Source organism: Paenibacillus sp. N3.4 (genome assembly GCF_008017805.1).
In the GTDB taxonomy this organism is placed as follows: domain Bacteria; phylum Bacillota; class Bacilli; order Paenibacillales; family NBRC-103111; genus Paenibacillus_E.
The window spans coordinates 53,948-76,520 of record NZ_VRTT01000002.1 but is presented as its reverse complement, the minus strand read 5'-3'; the positions used below and the strand labels follow the sequence as shown (position 1 = coordinate 76,520).

Genomic DNA, 22,573 nt, shown 5'->3' with positions numbered 1-22,573 from the left:
ACCTGCAGGTTAGTGAATTACGGTCTTGAGCAGCAGATGGGAACCCACAGCAACTGGCTGTGGCAGTAGTGTTTGCCGATTAAACCCCGTTATAGGTTCTTGAGTGAAAACAGTATGCGTGCCTCTAACAGCTTGTTGATAGACTTGCTATAGATATACGAAGGTGCTGTTTTAATTAGGGTGGTACCGCGAGTCAAGTCTTCTCGTCCCTTTGTGGATGAGAGGACTTTTTTGTATGCCGATTTGGAAAAAGGAGATGGAAGAACATGACGATTTTAAAGGATTTGGAGTTTCGTGGGCTGCTGCATCAAATTACGGATAGGGAAGGATTAGAAAAGAAGCTGAGTGAAGAACGTGTCGTTCTTTATTGCGGGTTCGATCCGACGGCAGATAGTTTGCATATCGGTAGTTTGCTGCCGATTTTGACGTTGAGACGCTTTCAGCTTGCTGGACATATTCCTTTGGCGCTTGTTGGCGGTGGTACGGGTCTTATCGGAGATCCAAGCGGGAAAGCGAATGAAAGAACGCTGAATGGACCAGAGATCGTTGAGGCTTGGTCACAAAGCATCAAAAATCAGCTGTCACGTTTCCTTGATTTTTCCGAACATTTGGACAACAGCGCAGAGCTTGTGAATAATTACGATTGGCTCGGATCCCTGAATGTCATCGAATTCTTACGTGATGTTGGGAAAAACTTTACGGTTAATTACATGCTGGGTAAAGATTCCGTCGATTCACGAATCACAAAAGGTATTTCGTTTACGGAGTTTAGCTATATGATCCTGCAATCGTATGATTTCCTGAAACTGAATGAAACGAAAAATTGTGCGCTTCAAATTGGCGGCAGCGATCAATGGGGAAACATTACAGCAGGACTGGAACTGATCGGGAAAACTACGGATCAACGCGCATATGGAGCTACACTGCCACTTGTGACGAAAAGCGATGGACAGAAATTCGGTAAGACAGAGGGTGGGGCCATCTGGTTGGATGCAGCCAAAACGTCTCCTTACCAGTTCTATCAGTTTTGGTTGGGAACAGCCGATAGTGATGTCATCCGTTTCTTGAAATATTTCACGTTCATCAGTCATGAGGAAATCGAGCGTTTGGAAGAAGAAGTGAAGCAGCAGCCGGAGAAAAGAGAAGCGCAGAAGCTGCTGGCCCGCGAAGTGACGCAGCTGGTACATGGGGAAGAAGCGTTGTTAAGCTCGCTGAACATTACTACGGCTTTGTTCAGTGGGAACATTCAAGACCTGTCGCGTAGTGAGATTGAAGAAGCTTTCAAAGATGTTCCTTCTACGACATTGGAGCAAGCAGACATGCCTTTGGTCGATTTGCTGATTTCGGTAGGAGCTGCGCCATCCAAGCGTCAAGCACGTCAGGACATTGAAAGCGGAGCAGTCACGGTCAATGGGGTTCGTATGACACAAGTCGATGTACTAGCAAATGAACTAGGCAAGCTTGGGGAATCCTATATCGTTATTCGCCGCGGCAAAAAAAAATTACTACCTGGCTCAGTTTCTAAATTAAGAAAATCTCAATGTAGTGAAAGCCTGAGGCTCTGCCTCGGGTTTTTTTGAGTAGATAAGAAAGTATAAGTCTACACATTTGCTTCGCATCTACCTTGACAAACTCGCTCGTCCCTGAAGGAAGACGAAGTCGTTTATCCTTGTGTTGAATAAGGTGCAAATGCGCTCGTCCTTAAGGGATATCAGAGGGATACACCTCGTATGCAAAAAAATAACCCGCCTAGGAAAATTCCTAGGCGGGTTAAGACTATTAACGGCTGTAGAACTCGACGATTTGTTTCTCGTCAATTTCTTGTGGCAGCTCAGAACGTTCTGGCAAACGGATGAACTTGCCTTCTACGCTTGCGTCGTTAAACTCAAGGTAAGTTGGCAGGTAGTTACGGTTAGCAAGAGCTTCTTTTACTGCGGAAAGACCTTTGCTTCTTTCACGAAGAGCAATAACGTCGCCAGTAGATACGAGGTATGAAGCGATATCTACTTTTTTGCCGTTCACAGTAACGTGACCGTGAGCAACTAATTGACGTGCGCCTGCACGGGAGTTGGAAAGACCAAGACGGTAAACCAGGTTGTCCAAACGGCTTTCAAGCAAGATCATGAAGTTCTCACCGGAAATACCTTTTAGTTTGGACGCTTTGTCGAACAAGTTGCGGAATTGTTTCTCGTTCAAACCGTACATGTGACGAAGCTTTTGTTTTTCATTTAATTGAACGCCATAACCGCTCATTTTTTTACGTTGTCCTGGGCCATGTTGACCTGGAGGGAAAGGGCGTTTCAAATCTTTACCGTTACCGCTCAAAGAAATACCAACGCGGCGACTTAATTTAAATTTAGGGCCTGTATAACGTGACATGTAGGAAAAACTCCTTCTTTTTTACAATTAGTGTAGTAGATAGCATCTAGATGTCAGGGTGAAGACAAGTGCCTGGTTTTGCTTACGAATCATAATGTGATTCCCTGACAAGAGTAGTTCAGCCGCTGTCTTGAAAGGAGCAAAAGCAGTGAGGGTGATCACAAATGGCATTCACCGAAATCATGTTGGTACTCGACTTCTAATTTTATAAAAAACAGAGACTCGTGTCAAGTCTCAATCCTTAGGAGAGATTCGAAAAAATAGTGCAATAAGCACAGAAAAAGAGTATGATAATATGAGGTAAGAGAACGGCTTGTGTCATAAGTAAGTCAGTCTGGCGGTGAAGGAGAGGCCTATGAGTGAATCACTTCGTAGTATGAAACAACATAGTCGTGCAGAGCACTTCGAAGAGTTCCTTAGGCAAGGGCTTGTTCTTTCTAGCAACTTTTCCTATTGGGATCCTAACATTCGTGAGGCCATGCAAGAAGCTTTTGCTCTATGGATTCACCAATACGGACAAGCGATGCTACCGGCTCAAACCGCTCTGTTATGCGCAGATTTGGATCTCAGCGTAATCAATGTCTGCCCGAATGATTTCGATCCTATGAATCCATTCCTGCAGAAGGGAATGTCTTGGAGCTATGTTGAACGAGGAGATAATCCGTTTGCCCGATGTGCCCAAAAGGCTGCTTTTCATCGTATGTCCGGTGACGAGTTACTAGGGTTAAGCGAATGGATGGGCCATTCGGCAGCTGCCGTTCCTGTCGTTGATGTTCACGGAAGACCCCTTACATATTTAGGACTAATTTCCTACTTACATATAGAAGCAGATGAGCTTGCAAATTTACTTTACACCTTAATAATTTCGTTTAGAAGCAGTGTGCAAAGCTTGGTGGATCAACGTAAGTATGAGCACTTGTTGCTGCAAAACGAACGGAATGAGCGTGAATTCAAGAAGCAAGATGTGCTGTTTGAAGCTTCAAAGAAGCTGCACGCCAAAATTGATGTTGACTCTGTGCTGACAGAAGTTATTGATAGCATTCATAGTGTTTATCCAAAGATTCAAGTGGATCTATTGCTATCGCAAGACAATGACTCTACCAATTTATCCGTGAAGCCGCTTAATTTTCAAAATATTGAAGATGACATATGTACGCGAGCCTTTATGGAGGGGCATGTCATTTTTGAACCTGTGGTCAAAGATGGCCGTCCCAGTACGGGTAATATTGCGGTACCCCTTTCAGGGAAGCAAGGCGTTTATGGTGTTCTCTATTTACAATCTGCCTATGATTTGATTTATGCGTCGGATTTAGAGTTTATATCGCTGCTCGCCGACACGGCGGGTTCTGCCTTTGAAAATGCCAAATTATATGAACAATCGAATGTGATGATTAACGAGCTTCGTCTCATTAATGAGATAACGAAACAGTTAAATCAAAGCTTACGGCTTAATGAAATATTTAATTTTGCTTCGAGTGAGCTGATCAGTATATTCAGAGCAGACTATAGCTGTATTCTGCAGACGAATAAAACGAGTGAGCATTTGATCGTTCAAGCTAGTAATTTACCTGCTATTTTTAATGAGACGTTTACGTTGGACGAGGGTTTCTCGGGACTCATCTATTCATCTAAAGAGCCTATTATTATTTCTGATTATTGGATCAACTCCAAAGTGCAATCTAAATTAATGCAAATGACCCAATCCTGCTCACTCATTGGTTCACCGATTTTGGTGAATGGGGAAGTAGAAGGTGTCATTCTTGTCGTCCACAGCAAGCCCAATTTTTTCTCCTATGATAATTACAAGCTGCTTCAGGTTCTCTCTGGACATATTGGGCTCGCTATGACGAATGCTTCTCTACATGCGGAAGTAAAGCGAATGGTTATCACGGATAATCTAACAGGGTTATACGTACGACACTACTTGGATGAACAGGCTAACTTGATGCAAAAAAAGGATTTTTGCGGATCGTTGATTGTGGTCGATATCGACAATTTCAAACGAGTTAACGATACGTACGGACATCAAGTCGGTGATAAAATTCTGATTCAGGTAAGCCAAATCATTAAGAGCAGCATACGGGACAGTGACATCGCGGCCAGATGGGGCGGAGAAGAGCTAGCCGTTTACTTACCGCAAGTGGCAAAGGATCAAACCGTTCGGATAGCGGAACGTATTCGTGCGCGTGTCCTCGCGGAGACGAACCCGCAAGTGACCGTTTCCTGTGGCGTCTCAGACTGGAACTGGGAAGAAGATAAGATTAGCGTAGAATCACTCTTTTATCGTGCTGATATGGCGCTTTACCAAGCCAAAAATAACGGACGTAATCAGATTCAGATCGGATAATGAACATGAAGTGCTTGTCCTTGGACAGGTACTTCTTTTTTTTCTCATAAAAGCAAAGCGGGAGGGGAGACTGGAGAAGGAAGGACTTCATTTGCTTCGTTGGTTCCGGTCTAGATTTTTCTTCCTGAACCCAGTGCAACATGTTACAATAGTTGGGTCTAAAAGGAAGGATGGTCGAAATTTGTCGTGTCGTTCAATAGAAAGAGAATTCTTCAAATTGTAATTGCTTGCCTGTTGCTTGGTGGTTTAATTTACTTTTTCTTTTTTAACCATATGGGCATAAAACTAACGCATAGTAATATGCGACAGCTGTCTGAACATCTAAGGGCACTTGGTTGGCCAGGCAAAATTATCGGAATGGCCCTAGTTTTCTTTCAAACGTTTTTTCCATTTATCCCCTTTGTGATTGTCGCGGGAACGAATGTGGCCATTTTCGGTATTAAAGTTGGTTTTCTCGTTAATTATGTGATGTCTTGCTTAGGGGCGATTGCCTCCTTTTACTTTGCTCGTTATTATGGACATGCTTGGGTGGAAAAGAAGCTCGAGCGATTTCCACTCGTAAAGCAGTTTAGTACACGTATGGAGAAACAAGGTTTTTTATACGTATTTTTAGGCAGATTAATTCCCATTCTTCCTTCTTCGGCCATTAATTTTGCCGCAGGACTTACACGCATGCGGTTTACCCATTTTCTGTGGGGTACTTTATTGGGTAAATTGCCTATCATATACCTGGAATCGATGATAGCGCATGATTTATTTCATTTCCGTCAATATAAAGGCAGACTGCTTATGCTGTTGGCTATTTTTGTTGGTTTAATGCTCATTGGAAACGTAGTTAAGAAAGTGCTTACATCCAAGAGCAAGTAAGGACAAGCCTTGGGGATGCAGGAAATTTTTAGTTGCGCTTTGTTACCCATCCAAGTTATCATATAGGAGCAAGACGACCAGTTTATATGTAAACAAATGGAGGAATGAAATATGCCAAGTGCTAATAATGCTGCTATTGTAGAAATTTCACAAACTGCTAACAAATTCAGATCGTCCATCGTTCTTCAATACGATAATAAGTATATCGACGTGAAAAGTATCCTTGGGTTGTTCACGACACTGCTTAGCTCAAGCAACTATGATCTTCATGTTCATGGTCCAGATGCTGAGGAAGCCAAGATTGCTATGGGCGAAGTATTCGCTAAACACAATTTAGGTGTTAATGTTGTAGAAGAATAGATAAAGGCTATGAAAAGAAGGTACTCTCAGAGACTCTGAGGGTACCTTCTCTTGTATATTGGAGCAATTTCGCTTAATATAGATCATATAAGGACGGATGACTATAGGTATGGGGGGAAAGATGGAATGTCTTCATCTGATCTACTGCTCGACTTGAATCAAAAAGCGCTCAGTCTTCTTCAAGAAGATGCAAATAAAATCGAAAAGCTGATCGAAGTGCAAATGGAGAATTTGACAACACGTCAATGCCCACTGTATGAAGAGGTTTTAGATACGCAAATGTACGGACTCTCAAGAGAAATTGATTTTGCCATTCGCGCAGGACTTATATCTGAAATACCTGGCAAAGAAATTCTCAACAAGCTTGAACGTAACCTTGCCGAGCTCTATGAAGCGCTGAATAGCAAAAAGTAACCCTAGCGCAGGGTTACTTTTTTTATTTGCGATATAACCTCCTAAACAAGGAAGAAAACTACGCCTAAGATGATATAAACAATAAGCAGCAACAGACCTTCAAACCAATTCGTGGAACCATCTTGTGAAATGGATTTGGTGATAAAGACAGCGACTCCAATTGCAGCAAGTTCGTAAGTAGAGAAGACGATGTTCATAGGAGTTCCGCCCATAAAGAAACTGGCAATGACAAGCACCGGTGCGACGAATAACGCAATTTGCAGAGAGCTGCCGATGGCGATTTCAACAGCGGCACCCATTTTATTTTTCATGGCCATCATGACAGCGGCACTATGTTCTGCCGCGTTACCGATAATCGCTATGAGAAATGCACCAACAAACAACTCGGATAACCCAAACTTATGGGTAACCGACTCCAAGGTACCGACCAACCATTCGCTTGTGAAGGCTACCATCGTTGTAGCCAGAATGAGGAAGACAATCGAGGTTGACTTGGACCAAGCTGCTTCGCCATGCTCGATGGCCTCATCCGATAGGATTTGTTTGTGGGTGACCATTGAAAATAACAACCACAGTAGGTAAGCGACGATGAGTAGAATAGCTACAATCATACTCATGGAGGATGTTTCCTTGGTGGTTAGGCCTCCTGCAAAAATAGCGGGAATAAATAAAGCGATAACCCCTAGAATCATTAAGGAAGAGTTATGTGAGGCGAGTTTGACATTAAACGATTGCTCCTTGAACTTCATGCCCCCAGCAAAGACACTTAATCCTAGCACAAGCAACAAATTACCGATAATAGAGCCGGTTAAGCTTGCTTTTACGACATCAAATAATCCATCTTTGACAAGGAAAATCGCAATGATCAGTTCAGCTGCATTGCCGAATGTAGCATTTAGGAAGCCTCCTACTCGCTCACCTGCATAATGGGCAACGCTCTCCGTAGCTTTCCCCAGAAACCCAGCTACGAAAATAATAGCTATGGCTGCGATGATGAATTGTAGTGTTGGATTGGCGTGCATGAAGTGGGAAATGGCACTTGCTGTGAAAGAAAGAATCAAACCCACGTAAAACAATTTTCCTTTCAAGATAAACCCTCCGACTGTATCATCAATTTTGGCACTTTTTGACTTCTTTTAATATACCCATATTGTTAGATAAAGTAAATTGAGTTTGTATAAAGCAACTGTTCTTGCTTTCATGTTTTGAACTTATTACAATAGATTTATACCAAATTTAGGGGAGTGATCTGTATGTCCGAAGAGAATCAAACCGGATTAATTCGTATTTCTGATGACGTTGTATCGACAATTGCTGGACTTGCAGCTCTGGAGACCGCAGGCATAGCTGGCATGTCAGGAGGCATCTCAGAGGGCCTTGCTAAGCGTTTAAGCGGTAAAAACGTACAAAGAGGCGTCTCAGTAGAGGTTGGACAAGTAGAGGCTGCTATCGATCTGCGTGTGATTGTGAATTACGGTTCCCGTATTCAGGATGTATGTCGGGATCTCCAAGAAAATGTACGCGAAGCTGTCGAGAATATGACAGGGTTAACAGTTGTGGAAGTGAATGTGAAAGTTGAAGGTGTGGCTTTCAAGGAAGAAGAAGTGGTGGATGATCCGCATCGTGTTAAATGAAAAAAGGACCCAATCGAAGGTTATGTCGATTTGGGTCTTTTTTTGGATGGCACATCTCCTTTGGGAGACTGCTCACGAGAGATACTTAACAGAATGCCCATGCTGATGAGGCAGACCATCATGGAAGAACCGCCTGACGAGATGAAAGGCAGGGTGACGCCGGTTAACGGAATCGTTCCCGTTACGCCGCCTATATTAATGAAAGCTTGGAACGCAAACATGACCATGATGCCTACACCTGCTAACATACCGAACATATCAGGACTGCGAACGGCAACGAGAATACCCCGCCAGATGAAGAGCAAGAAAACAAGGATGAACAACGAACTGCCTATAAAGCCGAGTTCTTCACCAATAATGGCGAAGATGAAGTCATTATGAGCTTCAGGCAAATAGTGCAGCTTCTGAATGCCTTGACCGAAGCCAGCGCCGCTTAACCCGCCATGTCCGAATGCATACAAAGACTGGACAACCTGAAAGCCTGTGTCTTGATTGTCTGCAAAAGGATCAAGAAAAGAGGTTAGACGGTTGACGCGGTAATTCTTTGCAGTGGCATCCCCTTTGAGTAGATAAAGAGCGACGCCCATTCCGCCAATGGCAGCAAAGCCTGTCCCTAAAAGGAAAAGATGCTTGAGATTGGAGCCGCCCACCGTAATAACGATGGCTGCACAAATGAGCAGAATCATGCAGGAGCCCAAATCGGGCTGCAGCATAATCAGGAAGCAGACGAAGCCCACGACGAGCAGAGCAGGGAGGAGTCCCCTCTTAAAATCACGGAATTTTTCATCTTTGTTGCTAATGAGGGAGGCTAAGTACAAAATAACAATCAGCTTGGCGAACTCCGTGGGCTGAATGCCAAACATACCGACTAGGTACCAACTGCTGGCACCCTTCACTTTGGCTGTGAAGACAACAAAGATTAAGGCGATGACAACCAAGAAAAAAGCTGGGATGATCAGCTTCTTGAGCCTCGTGTAGTGAATGTTCATACAGAAGAGCATTCCAATAGTCCCAATGCCGACAGCGATCAACTGCTTCTTGGTGAAGTACCAAGGGTCGCCCCATTTATAAGCACTTGTCATTGAGCTTGCGCTGAATACCATGGCGAGACCGAAGCAGACTAGCACAAAAGCCAAAAAAAGCAGCAGAAAATCCGGTGTTCCTCTTCGAGGGGGATTCATGCCGTCTCCTCGCTTAATCCGCGAGGAGTTGTTGCAGCTGTGCTAATTTTTGTTTAGAGATTTTAAGTATAGCTTCTGGTACTGGGGAGTTATAATCCAGACCATGCGGGAAAGTCTCTCTGCCGATGTAAGCCTCTTCTAAAAACAAGATGGCGTAAGGAGATTCCAATTTACCGGATTCAACCCTGGCATTCACGCGTAAGAAATAAACAGCATTTCCTGCTTTATCTTCCATTTTAAAATCATAAGTTGCACGGGTGTATTCCCACTGCCAACGAACGAATCCGAGCGTAGTCGTTACTTCGTCCAGATGAGCAAGATCGTCTTTTAAGCCTTTTAAGCCAGTTGTTTCAATAATCACTTTTAACGCCTCCATATTGTATGTATGCATTCTTTATTCATGATAGTATGTTTCCAAAGGTTCTGCAAGTCGATCCCCCGTTCAAATTTCTAATATTTGATGGCACTTTGCGGGTGAAACACAAGCATTAATTTGATAGAATAGATTCAAATGCGAAGCCAAAAGCGATAAGTTAAGATACAAGGATAGACGGAGGGTTTTCTATATGAACGATTTTGAAGCTGGCTTGCGCGCCATTTACGGAGAAATGGTTGGTTGGAGGCGCTATTTACATCAGAACCCGGAATTATCGTTTCACGAGTATCGGACTGCGGAATTTATTGCCGCTCATTTGCAGGATTGGCAAATTGAAGTTCGCAAAGGAGTAGGCGGCAATGGCATTGTGGGCGTACTGCGCGGCAATGTCGATGGACCTACTGTTGCACTTCGAGCTGATATGGATGCTCTACCTATACAAGATGAGAAGAATTGCTCCTATAGCTCAAAGATTAATGGTGTTATGCATGCGTGTGGCCATGATGCCCATACATCAACTTTGCTAGGCATTGCCAAAGTTGCCAGTCAAAACCGAGATCAAATTAAAGGGAATTTGGTATTTTTGTTTCAGCATGCGGAAGAGATTACGCCCGGAGGCGCTGACGCCATGATTCAAGACAGAGCGCTCGAAGGTGTTGACGCCGTGTTTGGCGTTCATCTATGGACTCCTTTTCCTGTTGGACATGTCTATGGCAAAGCTGGCCCTATGATGGCAGCACCGGATGAATTCTCGATTCGCATCCAAGGGAAAGGCGGACATGGGGGATTGCCTCATCAAACCATTGATAGCATTTATGTAGCATCCCAATTAGTTGTTAACCTTCAGTCCATCGTGAGCAGACAAGTAGATCCGATCGAGCCATGTGTCGTAAGTGTCGGTTCTTTCCATGCGGGCAGCAGTTTTAATGTTATAGCAGAAACGAGTGTCATTAATGGGACTGTACGTACATTCAACGCCGAGCTTAGACAAGATGTCAAGGAACGGCTGGAACGTATCGTTCAGGGGACATGCTCCATGTTTGGCGCTTCTTATGAGCTTGATTATAAAATGGGTTATCCAACCGTTGTCAATGATGCGCATGAAGCACAGCGTTTCTTCAAAGTCGGTACTGAATTATTCGGAGTGGCATCGGTTCATGAATCTCCTCTTATTATGGCCGGAGAGGACTTTTCCTATTATCTTCACCATCGTCCGGGTTGTTATATGTTTGTAGGAGCAGGTAATGTAGAGGCAGGCATCATTCATCCTCATCACCATCCAAAGTTTGATATTGATGAAGATGCCATGTTGAACGCGGCTAGATTATTGCTAGGAATGGCTTTGGATTATATGGCATGAATGTCTTCCTTCCCTTGGAGAAAGGCTATCTATGCAAGAGGATAACTCCAAGGAGGGATTATTGCATGGCTACCAGAACCGTAAGAGACATTATGACCAAAGAGTGTGTAACCGTGACGTTGCAAGACAACGTATTTGAAATTGCGTTGAAAATGAAACAGCATGATATTGGCTTCGTTGCCGTTGTTGAAGGTGAGAAACTCATTGGCGTCGTCACAGATCGGGATCTTGTACTGCGCGGGTACGCGGAGAAGAAGTCAGGGTCAACCGCGGTGAAAGAAGTGATCACCACAGACATTGCTACCATTGAGGCCGACACTTCTGTGGAGGAAGCGGCTAAGATCATGGCAAAAGGCCAAATCAGACGATTACCCGTTGTTGAGAATGGAAAACTTGTCGGCGTTATTGCGATCGGTGACCTCGCAGTCCGAAACCATTTCGAGGATGAAGCCGGAGAAGCGCTTAGTAAAATCTCCTCGGACAAGGAACTTGTCGGAAGTAAATAAGGTTGTCGTTTCAGGAAGCAGTCGTTTTCCAAATTGGGAAACGATTGTTTTTTTTGCGGAGGTAGAATGGCAGGTTAGCTTCCACTGAGGGAATCTCGAGCGAATCTCTCGCGTCCTGATACACAACTGTCAAAGTTCGCAATAAGGTAGTCAATCTGAGACAAGATACCGCTTCGTATATATGCTAAAGTGAAAACGTGCTCAATCATTGTGAATCCTAAAAGAAAAGGGTGACCCTTCATATGGCAAAGTAAGAATTGGTATTATTGGTCTCGGCAATATGGGAACCGGACACGCCAAATATTTAGTGAACAACGAAGTGAAAGATGCGGAACTAACAGCTATATGCGAGTTTAGAGCAGATCGTTTGGAATGGGCCAAAGAGAATCTTGGCGCAAATGTCCTCTTATTTGACAATCTGGATGAATTCCTGAATTCGGGAACAATTGATGGCGTTTTGATTGCTACGCCTCACTATGACCACCCTGATACAGCAGCGCGCGCATTCAAAGCGGGTCTTCATGTACTTTGTGAGAAGCCTGCAGGCGTATATACGAAACAAGTTCGTGAAATGAATGAAGCCGCTGAAGCTTCAGGTAAAGTATTCAGCATGATGTATAATCAGCGCACGAATCCATTATATAAGAAATTAAAAGATCTTGTTTCTTCCGGCGAACTAGGTGAAATTCGCAGAACGAACTGGATCATTACGAACTGGTATAGATCACAAAGTTATTACGATTCAGGCGGCTGGCGTGCAACTTGGGCAGGTGAAGGCGGCGGGGTTCTTATTAACCAAGATCCGCATCAGCTTGATCTATGGCAGTGGACGATTGATATGATGCCGAAAAGAGTGCGTGCATTCTGTTACTTCGGTAAGCATCGCAATATTGAAGTGGAAGACGATGTAACTGCATTCGTTGAATATGAGAACGGAGCTACAGGCTTGTTTGTAACAACAACAGGCGAAGCGCCGGGCACGAACCGTTTCGAGCTTTCAGGCGATCGCGGCAAAATTGTTATTGAAGACGGCAAACTGACATTTTGGCGGTTGCGTGTATCTGAGAGAGAGTTTAATGAAACGTTTACGGGCGGATTTGGCCAACCGGAATGTTGGAAATGCGAGATCCCTATTGAAGGTCAAGAAACAGGCCATAAGGGAATCACACAAAACTGGGTTGATGCCATTTTGCATGGTACACCGCTTGTTGCACCGGGAGCAGAAGGTATTAAAGGTCTGATGCTTTCCAATGCCATGCTGCTTTCGACATGGACGGATAACTGGGTCGATTTACCGATCGACGAAGAGTTGTTTGAAAAGCATTTGAATGAAAAAATTAAAAATTCCACAGTCAATAAAGAAGTGGGCTTCAAAACATTGGACGTTTAATTCAATTCGATCGATGGTCAACGAACGTGTCTGATACTCGAAGTGGAGGTTTCTTTGCTTATGAAAAAGAACGATGGCATGACTTACGCACCAAAAGGAAAACCCAACGCGGTTGTTCAAAAAGGGGAATTCGTCTTTGCGGCGATTGCATTGGATCATGGACATATCTATGGCATGTGCAATGGCTTACAAGAAGCGGGAGCCGAATTGAGATGGGTTTATGACCAGGATCCTGTTAAGGTCGAAGCCTTTGTTAAACAATATCCGCATGTTAAAGTGGCTTCCTCTGAGCAAGAAATATTTGATGATGCCGAGGTCAAATTGATCGCAGCCGCAGCTGTTCCATCTGAACGAGCTGCACTAGGCTTTAGGGCAATGGATCATGGCAAACACTATTTTACGGACAAAACGCCTTTCACAACATTGGAGCAGCTTGCTGTCGCTAAAGCGAAGGTTATAGAAACAGGCCGTAAATATGCGGTTTATTATAGTGAGCGCCTTCATGTGGAGAGTGCAGTATTCGCTGGTCAGCTTATTCAAGAGGGAGCTATTGGGCGTGTCGTTCAAGTGATTGGCCTAGGACCTCATCGATTAAATGCACCAAGCCGTCCAGAGTGGTTTTTCAAGAAGGAAAACTATGGGGGTATACTTTGCGATATCGGCAGTCACCAAATTGAACAATTTCTGTTCTACGCAGGCTGTAAGGATGCTACGGTATTAAGCAGTAAAATAGCTAACTACAACGCCAAGGATTATCCGGAACTTGAGGATTTTGGCGATGCGACACTCGTAGGCGATAATGGCGCAACGAACTATTTCCGAGTGGATTGGTTGACACCAAGCGGACTGGGTACTTGGGGAGACGGACGGACCTTAATTCTAGGCACAGAGTGGATTGGTTGACACCAAGCGGACTGGGTACTTGGGGAGACGGACGGACCTTAATTCTAGGCACAGAGGGGTATATTGAGCTGCGCAAATATATCGATATCGCGCGTGACCCTGAGGGAGACCAGCTGTATTTGGTTAACCAGCAAGGAGAAAAGCACTACAGCCTTCACGGACAAGTAGGCTTTCCTTTCTTCGGTCAGTTGATATTGGACATTATAAATGGAACCGATCTTGCTATGACACAGGAGCACACGTTTAAAGCGGCAGAGCTTTGTTTGCTTGCTCAAGAGAAAGCGGTACGTGTTGAGTAGACGTGCACATTAATTGGACAAAAGCCTGCATGGGCAAAGATAGCTGCTTTTTGGCATGATAGCATAGCTGCACGTGCAGTTTAAAATTCGGGTATTCTAGCGGTAATATCGCTAGGTACCCTTTTTGTGTTTCTGCGGTTACTGTCGTTTTAGGCAGAAGGGACAGTCCGAGCCCATGCATGGCGCATTTTTTGACTGTTTCATAATTATTGATTTCATAGGTTTATGGTGTAATGGATCTGATGCTTACGCAGCATTTTCTCAAACTTTGAATCTGGGTAGTTACGCTCGATTGGGCATAGCCGAGGTGTTCCCCGGCCTTTGTGTAGTTATGCCATTTGGCTACTTCCAAAAGCGTTTTGTATAAGGTAAGATCCATCCTCGAGACGTGCCCACTGGTATGAAAAAGAGGAGAAACGGGGGAGCCGCTTCATCCTGTATATTGGCGTCATAACGCTGCTTATCTCGGTTGTCGTTAGTTACTTTTTAGTATCGAATGCTTTGTCGTAATTGGTCCATAGCCCTTTCTTTTTAGTGCGGGCCGATTCTTGATCTTGCTTGAAAAAATCAACGTACTTGACGTTTGGAGGGAATGTAGCCATGCGCGCATAGCCCTCTTGAACCAAGGTGCGGTTGAATAACTCCTCTCCAATCCACACGTAAGCAAGCAGGCGATGGTAACGATCTTCTTTCTCCACATCGAACTCTAACTCCACGTTTTCTTTTCTAAACGCTTTTTCGTATACGCACTTGCTTCTTTTCCATAAAACATAACCGGTGTGTTCGGTTTCACTGTTTCCGGCGTGTCTATCCCGATTAAACGTACTTTCTCTTTCTTGCCCTTCCTGGTCACCTCAATCGTATCTCCGTCCACAACACGTTCCACCTTGACGCTTTCACGACCAGCGCTGTAGTAGGCTTGCTTCCACAACCAGTTACTGAGAATACAAGACCGCAGAGGAGGAAAAGGGCGATGATGCGCTTGCGCATGTAGGACCTCCTTTAGGGAAAACATGGTTCTCCTCATTTTGCTTTGTTTATGACGTTAGCATGGCAAGGATGTTTAAATCAAGTACTTTCCTTTCATACTATTGAGATAACCCTCTCTCGAAGTTTTTCCAAGTCGAGCGACCGTGTTTAGAGGATGGTTTGTTCGCCAATAAGTTGGCTCTTTTCGACAACTGAAAACTGATATTTTCTTAGTATGGTAAAAAGGAGGCTCACACTTTGGAGTGGGACGTTACTCGCCCGTTGATCGTGCAAAATGATTTATCCATCCTGCTGGACATCCATCATCCTGAATCTGAAGCTGTGCGGATGAGACTATCTCGGTTCACGGATTTGATGAAAAGCCCGGAGCATCTTCACACTTATCGAATCACGCCATTATCTCTCTGGCATGCAGCAGCGGCTGGAATGGCAATGGAAGAGATCATAGCCTGCTTGCGGCAATACGCTAAATTTGGCGTTCCGACCGTTGTTATGAACAGTATTCGGAAATATTCGAAACGCTATGGCGTGCTGCGTCTGGAGGATGTCGGAAGTGAACTGTTCTTGGTTAGCGATGATACGGTCGTGTTGAAGGAAATATGTGCGTATGATTCGTTGAAAACATATGTAGCGGATACCCGCGGTGAGCGGGCTATTGCGATTTCACCATTGGCTAGAGGAATGCTAAAGCAGGAGCTCATGAAGCTAGGTTACCCGGTTGAAGATTTGGCCGCTTATCGGAAAGGAGAGTTCCTGTCTATGCAGCTGAAAGAGGACATGGTTGAACAACCTTTTCAGCTTCGCGAATATCAAAAGGCTGCCGTAGACGCTTTTCAGCAGATTGGAGAGGAAAGCGGTAGAGGCGGGGGCAGTGGCGTTTTGGTCTTGCCTTGCGGAGCAGGGAAAACCGTGGTCGGTATTGCGGCGATGGTGAGATGCAGCTGCGCAACGTTGATTCTTACTTCCAATGTGACTTCGGTCAAGCAGTGGAAGCGGGAAATTTTGGACAAAACGGGCCTTAACGAAGATCAGGTCGGAGAATATAACGGTACCCATAAGGAAGTCAGACCGGTCACGATAGCGACGTATCAAATATTGACGCATCGCGGCAAGAAAGAGGATGCTTTCTCGCATATGGGGCTATTTAGCGAAAGAGAGTGGGGGCTTATCATTACGATGAGGTGCATTTACTGCCTGCACCTGTATTTAGGGCAACCGCTGATATTCAAGCTACCCGCCGTCTTGGTCTCACGGCGACATTGATCAGGGAAGATGGCAGAGAGGATGACGTATTCTCGCTTGTAGGACCGAAGAAGTACGAAATGGCTTGGAAAGAGCTGGAGTCCCAAGGTTGGATTGCTACAGTTGCTTGTCAGGAGATACGTGTGGAGTTATCTGCACTTGATCGAGATCGTTATGGAGCCTCAGGCGCACGACAGCAGTTCAGGATTGCTGGTGAAAATAGGACCAAGCTGGATGTGATTGACTACTTGTTAAAGCTTCATGCCAACGAGCAGGTATTAATTATCGGCCAATACATTGAGCAGTTAACGCTGATTGCCGCGCATACAGGTGCGCCTATGATTAGCGGAGGAACTCCCTGTGAAGCTCGGGAAGAGCTATATGAACAGTTCAAGAGAGGGGATATTTCACTCCTAGTCGTATCCAAGGTTGCTAACTTTGCCGTTGATCTGCCGGATGCAACGGTAGCGATCCAGGTGTCCGGCAGCTACGGGTCCAGACAGGAAGAGGCGCAGCGCCTTGGACGTATTCTTCGCCCTAAGCGAGGAGCGAATGAGGCCGTATTTTATTCGCTCATTACCGAAAATACTAAAGAGCAGGATTTCGCTATGAAGCGCCAATTGTTCCTCGTTGAACAAGGCTATCAATACCGCATTGCATCATGGAGCCAAAGTTCGAACTGGCCGAAAGGAGAATGGGATGAGGTACGAGCAAATAGATAGAAAAATACCGTCAGCCCTCAAAAAGCTGATCATGGGTCAGTCATGGTGCGCCAGTCTAATCGAGCAGGGTGTTGAGTTTCCCGGGTTATTAACGGATCAGGAGTATCTGTCTTCGTTGGAGAGGCATTTGTCGGCTATCGAGAAGCAAACGTTGCGTCTTATCCTTTCTTCATTTGGCTGTGAACCGTTTACAAGTGAAATCTTGGAGAAGCAAGCCGCGCTTCGACTGTCAGGGTCGCAGGTGGCGCTTGGGTTAGTTGGTTTACGCAGGTATGGAGTGATTGCGGCTTTTCGGAAAGCTTGGGGTGATCAGCTTTACGCGCTGCCGGAAGATGGGTTTGCTTCATGGCAAAGGCTATTATTTCCGGAGGTAAAGCTCCGAACTAAGGAAGCGAGTATCGAGTTGGAGCAGTTGGAAGCCGTTGATCAAGTAGGTTGGGAGTGGCAGGTTCTTGTCGCTAATCCCAGAGGATTGGCCCAACAGGTATTCCATTTTGTGGCAGCTTGTTCGCAGCAGTCTACGCTTCCATTAACAAACAAAGGTACGCTGCATAAGAAGCAACTGCAGAAGTTGATGGAACATGTAAGCTTGCGTAGAGAAGTGCTGCAAGCTTGTGGGCTTAGCCATGCCTATCGGGATGTTTATGAGGAGCCTGCTGCTATTCTCCTTGAAATGACTATTCGCCTTGGCATTCTTCAGACACAAGCCGATAGATATGTGTTGAATGAACAAGCTTGCCTGGGATGGATGAAAGGTTCCTACGACAGACAGCAGGGAGTTCTATACCGCATATGGCGACAATTGCTGACACCAGCACCTTTATGGCTGGAACACGGCCTCGCGCTCCTTGAGAGAGCCATACAAGGGCAATGGTGCGATCTGAGTATCATCATCATACAAGGGGTTAGGTCTTGTTGTTCTTTGGGCGGTCATGGGGCAGAAGATGACGTCATTCGCCGAACTCTCATGGATGCGTTGATCATCCCACTAGCCATTTTTCGCTTCGTAGAGCTTTCAAAGGATCAGGAAGGAACGCTATGGTTCCGGTGGCTGATTTCACCTCTAGAGGCAAATCTATCTGTGGATGATCGATCCTCAGAGGATTTTTTGATTTTACAAAAAGAACATTCTCTTTATGTGCAGCCTGACTTTGATATTTTGCTGCCACCTCAAGTTCCCCTTCGTGTGGAATGGGAAATAGCGGCTTTTGCTGATCTTCTGTCTACAGATCTTGTTCGTACCTATCGGTTGAAGAGCGAGAGCTTTCATCGCGCTTGGGAAAAGGGAGTAAGCAGCGAAATGATAATTTCGCTTCTCCAGGAGCATGCTTGTTATGAAGTTCCCGAGCACATCATGAAGGCGTTGCGGCAGTGGGGGGAGCATGCGGGTAATGTACATTTCCAGGAAGTTACGCTGCTTCGCTGTTGCTCCGAAGAGATGGCTGAGGCACTGCTTCGAAATGAGAAGTGCCGTTCCTTGCTTGGAGAGCGGGTAGGGAGTTCCGATTTTATCATCTTCAGCGAACACTTGACCTCGCTTGCAAAGTGCCTGGAAGGGATGGGGTATCATACAGGAAACAATGGGGACAGGAAGAACATGAAAGCTTCAGTGTCGGCAAGCTTACCGACGGATCAGCCTATGGGGCTTTTTTATTCCCGTGATACGGTAAGATTATACGAAATGGAACCCATTTTACCTGAATGTGACAATCTGTATCCCGAGATGCAGATGATACCGCCGCTGTGGTTGAAGGAGTTCCGGGATTACCATGGCACTACCCGTAAAGAATTGATTCGTAAAGCCATTGAATGGAAAAGCTATTTGCAGCTTCGCCAAGAAGGGAGAGATCGTTTCATCATCCCTAGCGTGCTGCGGGAGGATCGAACAGGTTTTACCTTGGTTGGTTTTGAAGCGCAGCAAGAGATCTCTTTAACAGGTGAAGATTTCAGTGAAATGAAACTTATTTTGCCTGGGATTAACGATGAAGGCCTGCCATGCTGATAGGGAGAAAAGGGATGAACGCATTCGTCTGAATGATAAAAAGAAAGAAACTCTGAGCAAACTGTGATATGATAAATGAGGTATACACTCTTTGTGAGGAAGGATGTTGATATTCATATGTTGAATACCCTGGAAGCGGAAACCCTTGATATGTCTGCTGTTCTTATGCAGGCCTATGATATGGGTGATATGATTAATTCCTCTGCGGAAGTAGCAGATTATTTATATTGGAAGACAGCTGTGGAGAATAGCGCTGAGGTTCGCGATTTGAAATATGCTTTTGCGAGAAAGAAAGATGCCTTCGAAGAATGTGAGCGTTTCGGTCACTACCATCCTAGCTACCATGAGGCTCTGGCCGCGGTGAATGCCGTTCAGGAAAAGCTGAATGCCGTCGAAGCCGTCCGTCGATTCAAGCAAGCAGAGGATCGACTTGATGATTTGTTATTTACGGTTTCCACAACCATTGCTCATGCGGTTTCAGACTCGATCAAAGTACCGAGCAACAATCCGTTACCGACAGGTAAAGGCTGCAGCTCCGGTGGGAGCTGCAGCGGCAATTGCGGCTAAGGATAAAGGATCTGAGAACTCAAAGCTGGAAATCAGGTCGGATGTATCCGACCTGGGTTCCTTGCCAGTTATAAACGGCAGGGGTATGGAACGCTGCAAGAGCGCTTACTTCGGATTCGGTGAGTAGATCGAGCTGTTTCAAGGCTTCGACGACTGCAGGATACGTCGCTCGCAGATTGCCATCTTCGATCTTTAGGACGAAGCCAAGTTCTCGCTCAGGGATCGTGAGTGCAAATAAGCCCTCAGCGCCCATTTTACCAACGATACGTCCGTTCGTTATCTCGATTAATTGCGTATCGAAGCGGTCGCTCCCGGCGAGGAATTGCGGATATTTGCGCACCGCTGCGACAATTCTCTGGCAAGCGTTTGCACGTGTTTGGGATAATCCGGCAGGGTTGCCTAATCGAGCAAAAGCGAGGGCAAGATGCTTAATCGGCATACCGAATACAGGAACACCGCAGCCATCAGTACCAAGCTGTATCTGCTCCCTGGACATGCCCGACATCTCGCACACCGTTTCGAGCATGAGCTGTTGGACGGGATGTTCAATGCGCATATAAGTGTCCGGCGATGCTCCCAAATGCGCAGTTAGCGTGAGCATACCCGAATGCTTGCCCGAGCAGTTGTTATGCAGTGTGGTTGGAGCTTCACCGCGATCACGCATAGCCTGTGCGGTCGCTGCATGGTAAGGCTCATGCGCACCACATTGCAGATGAGCGTGATTGAAACCCAGCTTGCCCAGGATGTGCTGGGCCGTGCTTACATGCTCAACTTCCCCATTGTGGGAAGCGCAGCACAAAGCAATTTCGGCTTCTTCGAGGCCGAAACGATCAGCCGCTCCGGATTCAATGACCGGCAGCGTTTGAATGAGTTTGGCCGTTGAACGGGCGAAGGTAAGAAAGTGCGGATCGCCAGCTTGGTACAGCAGCGTTCCTTGGTTGTTAACGACTGCAAGATGAACATGGTGGATACTTTCTGTGATGTTTCCGCGGTAAACGCGAACAAGGGCGTCAGAGGACTTCATATTGTTGTCTCACTCCATATTAGGATTTAGTGAAAAGAGGTAGAATAAGTCATGATGATCGAGCGCAGCGGATTAATCATTTGGGTGAATGATACGAAAGCGGCCAGAAATTTGGAACGATTCGGTTCACTCCATTACATTTCCAAAAAAATGAATTATGCAGTCCTTTATATACATGCAAGTAAATTAGATGAGACGATACGGAACATTCAGAAGCTTCCTTACGTCAAAAAGGTAGAACGATCTTACCGCAACGAAATTAAAACTGAATACAGTAGTGATGTGCCGGACAAAACTAGATTTTACACCCTTTGAGGCTACAGTGCAAAACGAAAGCTTCGTAAAGAAGCTTTTTTTATTTTTTGAATTTTTAGAAAATAAGCATTTTTTCATGATTTCACAAATAATTATTAATAATTTATATATTCTTCCATGGAATTTAACGTTATAATCAAGTAAAATAAAACTTACATATCAATAGGGAATAGGTACACGGTCCCATTTTAGTAGGAGAGGGGTTGTGATCATGAAAGACAAAGTAATGGGGCGATGGAGTACTTATGAACCATTCTTCGTACAATTAGGTGACAAGAAAGTAGCAGATATCGTGATCACGAATCATGCGAAGCTGAGATGGAGTGATCGTGTTTCTAGTCAGAACGGTTCGCTCGAAGAAATTTGCGCTTTTCTGTGGGAAAAGCTTAAAAATAATAATATCATGCCGTATTATCGCAATGAAGAGGATGTTTACCTCATTGATGATGACCTTGTAGTGGTGGCAGAATTTTCACATTTGGAACACGAAACGGATTTGGTCGGCAACCCCTTGCACAAAATGATTATCGTTACTTTTCTTGGCCGAATGTCGGAAACGATGGAGCTTCGTGATTTGAAGTCTTACTATTCTTGGCTGAGACATTCTCGCCGCATGACGCTAATCAAGAACAGCCGTAAGCGGAGATAGCCAAATAGGCTTTCAAAACCTGAGTATGTCGCTTGTCCGCGATATGCTCTTTTTTGCGCCTTAATGGACTCCAGAAGTCTAATTTCATATAATAGAACAAAGAGAGGCGGGTTGGAATGGCACTTAATTTCCATCAACTACATATTTTTTACACGGTCGCTGAGAAAGGAAGCTTCTCTCATGCAGCCGGAGCTTTACATATGACCCAACCGGCAGTCACGATGCAGGTTCAATCGTTGGAAGATTATTTTGGCGTCAAATTGTTCCATCGCAGCACGAAAAAAATCGAACTCTCGGAAGCGGGACGGGCTCTCATGCCGTTTGCCAAAAATAGTATTGAGCTGATTCGTGAAACGGACGTAGCGATGTCCAAATTCACCAAATGATAGAAGGGCGGCTGCAGCTAGGCGCCAGCTTGACGATGGGCGAATACATATTGCCAAGGCTGCTCGGGCCATTCAGCAGGGACTACCCGAAAATTTCGGTGTCTATGAAAGTAATGAACACCGCGCAAATATTGGACGAAGTACTTGGTCATCAGTTGAACTTCGGCTTAGTGGAAGCGCCGATTCATCATCCCGATGTTCATATCGAAGCTATTCTTAGCGATGAGCTTAAGTTGATCGTACCTGCCAATCATCCTTTGGCGGATATGGATGTGGTGACACTTGAGGAGTTGTTGAAATATCCATTTGTTCTTCGCGAGCAAGGTTCTGGGACGAGACGAGTGATGGAAGAAGAATTTGCTCGCTGTAATATGGATTGCACATCGATGAAAATTGTGATGGAATTAGGCAGTACAGGCGCTATTAAATCGGCCGTTGAAGCGGGGCTTGGCGTTTCTATTTTGTCGCAGTCGTCCGTCAAGCATGAAGTAACGCTGGGATTGCTTAAGGTCAAGCAAATCGAAAACATTTCTTTCAAACGCAGCTTCTATGCGATTTATTTAAGTTCTACGCTGCTGCCCATATCGGCAGTTAGCTTTATGACCTTTCTGCGGCAGGAAGACTTGAGCCGATTCTTGTAATGATTTTACACAAATCTAC

General features: G+C 45.2%; 19 protein-coding genes, 5 pseudogenes and 1 other annotated feature (1 of these 25 only partly in view). Of the genes and pseudogenes, 16 read left to right on the top strand and 8 right to left on the bottom strand.

The features are described from left to right. Nucleotides 1-214: a binding site (T-box leader), on the top strand (it extends 74 nt beyond the left edge of the window). A gap of 52 nt (nt 215-266) precedes the next feature. Then, nucleotides 267-1,580, top strand: a complete 1,314-nt coding sequence (gene tyrS / locus FU659_RS02060; RefSeq protein ID WP_147946014.1) for a tyrosine--tRNA ligase — start codon at nt 267-269, stop codon at nt 1,578-1,580. A 199-nt stretch (nt 1,581-1,779) separates the two neighbouring features. Here tyrS and rpsD read toward each other — a convergent pair whose 3' ends face one another. Continuing rightward, nucleotides 1,780-2,379: a 30S ribosomal protein S4 gene (gene rpsD / locus FU659_RS02055; protein ID WP_147946013.1), complete on the bottom strand. Its 600-nt coding sequence runs from the start codon at nt 2,377-2,379 to the stop codon at nt 1,780-1,782. Between the two features lie 355 nt (nt 2,380-2,734). Here rpsD and FU659_RS02050 point away from each other — a divergent pair, with 355 nt between their 5' ends. The 4 genes from FU659_RS02050 to FU659_RS02035 all read left to right on the top strand — a co-directional run bounded on the left by FU659_RS02050 (nt 2,735) and on the right by FU659_RS02035 (nt 6,367). After that, complete coding sequence (locus FU659_RS02050) at nt 2,735-4,726, top strand: sensor domain-containing diguanylate cyclase (protein ID WP_147946012.1); 1,992 nt, start codon at nt 2,735-2,737, stop codon at nt 4,724-4,726. Nucleotides 4,727-4,912: 186 nt separating this feature from the next. Then, entirely contained in the window at nt 4,913-5,593 is a 681-nt protein-coding gene (locus FU659_RS02045; RefSeq protein WP_261807558.1) for a TVP38/TMEM64 family protein, read from the top strand. 111 nt (nt 5,594-5,704) lie between these two features. After that, entirely contained in the window at nt 5,705-5,953 is a 249-nt protein-coding gene (locus FU659_RS02040; protein ID WP_147946011.1) for an HPr family phosphocarrier protein, read from the top strand. Between the two features lie 126 nt (nt 5,954-6,079). After that, nucleotides 6,080-6,367: an Fpa/YlaN family protein gene (locus tag FU659_RS02035; RefSeq protein ID WP_147946010.1), complete on the top strand. Its 288-nt coding sequence runs from the start codon at nt 6,080-6,082 to the stop codon at nt 6,365-6,367. A gap of 41 nt (nt 6,368-6,408) precedes the next feature. On the opposite strand, the gene cax is transcribed toward FU659_RS02035, so the two are convergent. Beyond that, nucleotides 6,409-7,455: a calcium/proton exchanger gene (gene cax, locus FU659_RS02030; RefSeq protein ID WP_147946009.1), complete on the bottom strand. Its 1,047-nt coding sequence runs from the start codon at nt 7,453-7,455 to the stop codon at nt 6,409-6,411. 165 nt (nt 7,456-7,620) lie between these two features. On the opposite strand from cax, the gene FU659_RS02025 reads away from it, so the two are divergent. Beyond that, entirely contained in the window at nt 7,621-8,001 is a 381-nt protein-coding gene (locus FU659_RS02025) for an Asp23/Gls24 family envelope stress response protein (RefSeq protein WP_147946008.1), read from the top strand. A 20-nt stretch (nt 8,002-8,021) separates the two neighbouring features. Here FU659_RS02025 and ftsW read toward each other — a convergent pair whose 3' ends face one another. Both ftsW and FU659_RS02015 read right to left on the bottom strand, forming a co-directional pair. Then, nucleotides 8,022-9,182 (bottom strand): putative lipid II flippase FtsW, encoded by a 1,161-nt coding sequence (gene ftsW, locus FU659_RS02020; protein WP_147946007.1) that lies wholly within the window; start codon nt 9,180-9,182, stop codon nt 8,022-8,024. 13 nt (nt 9,183-9,195) lie between these two features. Next, a complete protein-coding gene (locus FU659_RS02015) occupies nt 9,196-9,543 on the bottom strand; it encodes a YugN family protein (protein ID WP_147946006.1) in 348 nt (115 codons plus the stop codon). 205 nt (nt 9,544-9,748) lie between these two features. On the opposite strand from FU659_RS02015, the gene FU659_RS02010 reads away from it, so the two are divergent. The 4 genes and pseudogenes from FU659_RS02010 to FU659_RS01995 all read left to right on the top strand — a co-directional run bounded on the left by FU659_RS02010 (nt 9,749) and on the right by FU659_RS01995 (nt 14,016). Beyond that, the gene (locus tag FU659_RS02010; RefSeq protein ID WP_147946005.1) at nt 9,749-10,918 is read left to right on the top strand and encodes a M20 family metallopeptidase; all 1,170 of its coding nucleotides are present in this window, start codon (nt 9,749-9,751) and stop codon (nt 10,916-10,918) included. A gap of 65 nt (nt 10,919-10,983) precedes the next feature. Next, nucleotides 10,984-11,424, top strand: coding sequence for a CBS domain-containing protein (locus tag FU659_RS02005; RefSeq protein ID WP_147946004.1), 441 nt, complete (start codon nt 10,984-10,986; stop codon nt 11,422-11,424). Nucleotides 11,425-11,638: 214 nt separating this feature from the next. Next, on the top strand, nt 11,639-12,814 hold the full coding sequence (locus FU659_RS02000; RefSeq protein WP_261807571.1) for a Gfo/Idh/MocA family protein: 1,176 nt from the start codon (nt 11,639-11,641) through the stop codon (nt 12,812-12,814). 60 nt (nt 12,815-12,874) lie between these two features. Next, nucleotides 12,875-14,016: pseudogene (locus FU659_RS01995) on the top strand (Gfo/Idh/MocA family protein). Here the strand turns inward: FU659_RS01995 and FU659_RS38675 are convergent. The 3 genes and pseudogenes from FU659_RS38675 to FU659_RS36765 all read right to left on the bottom strand — a co-directional run bounded on the left by FU659_RS38675 (nt 13,961) and on the right by FU659_RS36765 (nt 14,788). After that, nucleotides 13,961-14,230: a LysR family transcriptional regulator substrate-binding protein gene (locus FU659_RS38675; RefSeq protein WP_397354930.1), complete on the bottom strand. Its 270-nt coding sequence runs from the start codon at nt 14,228-14,230 to the stop codon at nt 13,961-13,963. The pseudogene FU659_RS01995 and the gene FU659_RS38675 sit on opposite strands and share 56 nt — an antisense overlap. 42 nt (nt 14,231-14,272) lie before the next feature. After that, nucleotides 14,273-14,395 (bottom strand): annotated as a pseudogene (locus FU659_RS38670) (LysR family transcriptional regulator); the annotation flags it as partial. A 100-nt stretch (nt 14,396-14,495) separates the two neighbouring features. Continuing rightward, a pseudogene (locus FU659_RS36765) lies at nt 14,496-14,788 on the bottom strand (thermonuclease family protein). 455 nt (nt 14,789-15,243) lie between these two features. Here FU659_RS36765 and FU659_RS01975 point away from each other — a divergent pair. The 3 genes and pseudogenes from FU659_RS01975 to FU659_RS01965 all read left to right on the top strand — a co-directional run bounded on the left by FU659_RS01975 (nt 15,244) and on the right by FU659_RS01965 (nt 19,539). After that, nucleotides 15,244-16,970 (top strand): annotated as a pseudogene (locus FU659_RS01975) (DNA repair helicase XPB). Beyond that, nucleotides 16,948-18,972, top strand: a complete 2,025-nt coding sequence (locus tag FU659_RS01970; RefSeq protein ID WP_147946000.1) for a helicase-associated domain-containing protein — start codon at nt 16,948-16,950, stop codon at nt 18,970-18,972. The pseudogene FU659_RS01975 and the gene FU659_RS01970 overlap by 23 nt, the downstream one beginning before the upstream one ends. A 120-nt stretch (nt 18,973-19,092) precedes the next feature. Next, complete coding sequence (locus FU659_RS01965; protein ID WP_147946136.1) at nt 19,093-19,539, top strand: YlbF/YmcA family competence regulator; 447 nt, start codon at nt 19,093-19,095, stop codon at nt 19,537-19,539. A 19-nt stretch (nt 19,540-19,558) separates the two neighbouring features. Here the strand turns inward: FU659_RS01965 and FU659_RS01960 are convergent, their stop codons facing one another. Beyond that, entirely contained in the window at nt 19,559-20,563 is a 1,005-nt protein-coding gene (locus tag FU659_RS01960) for an asparaginase (protein ID WP_147945999.1), read from the bottom strand. Between the two features lie 51 nt (nt 20,564-20,614). Here FU659_RS01960 and FU659_RS01955 point away from each other — a divergent pair, with 51 nt between their 5' ends. From FU659_RS01955 to FU659_RS01945, 3 genes and pseudogenes are all read left to right on the top strand, one after another. Further along, complete coding sequence (locus FU659_RS01955) at nt 20,615-20,878, top strand: YlbG family protein (RefSeq protein ID WP_147945998.1); 264 nt, start codon at nt 20,615-20,617, stop codon at nt 20,876-20,878. A gap of 211 nt (nt 20,879-21,089) precedes the next feature. Then, entirely contained in the window at nt 21,090-21,527 is a 438-nt protein-coding gene (locus FU659_RS01950) for a hypothetical protein (RefSeq protein ID WP_147945997.1), read from the top strand. A 116-nt stretch (nt 21,528-21,643) separates the two neighbouring features. Then, nucleotides 21,644-22,554: pseudogene (locus FU659_RS01945) on the top strand (selenium metabolism-associated LysR family transcriptional regulator). Nucleotides 22,555-22,573: the final 19 nt, after the last annotated feature.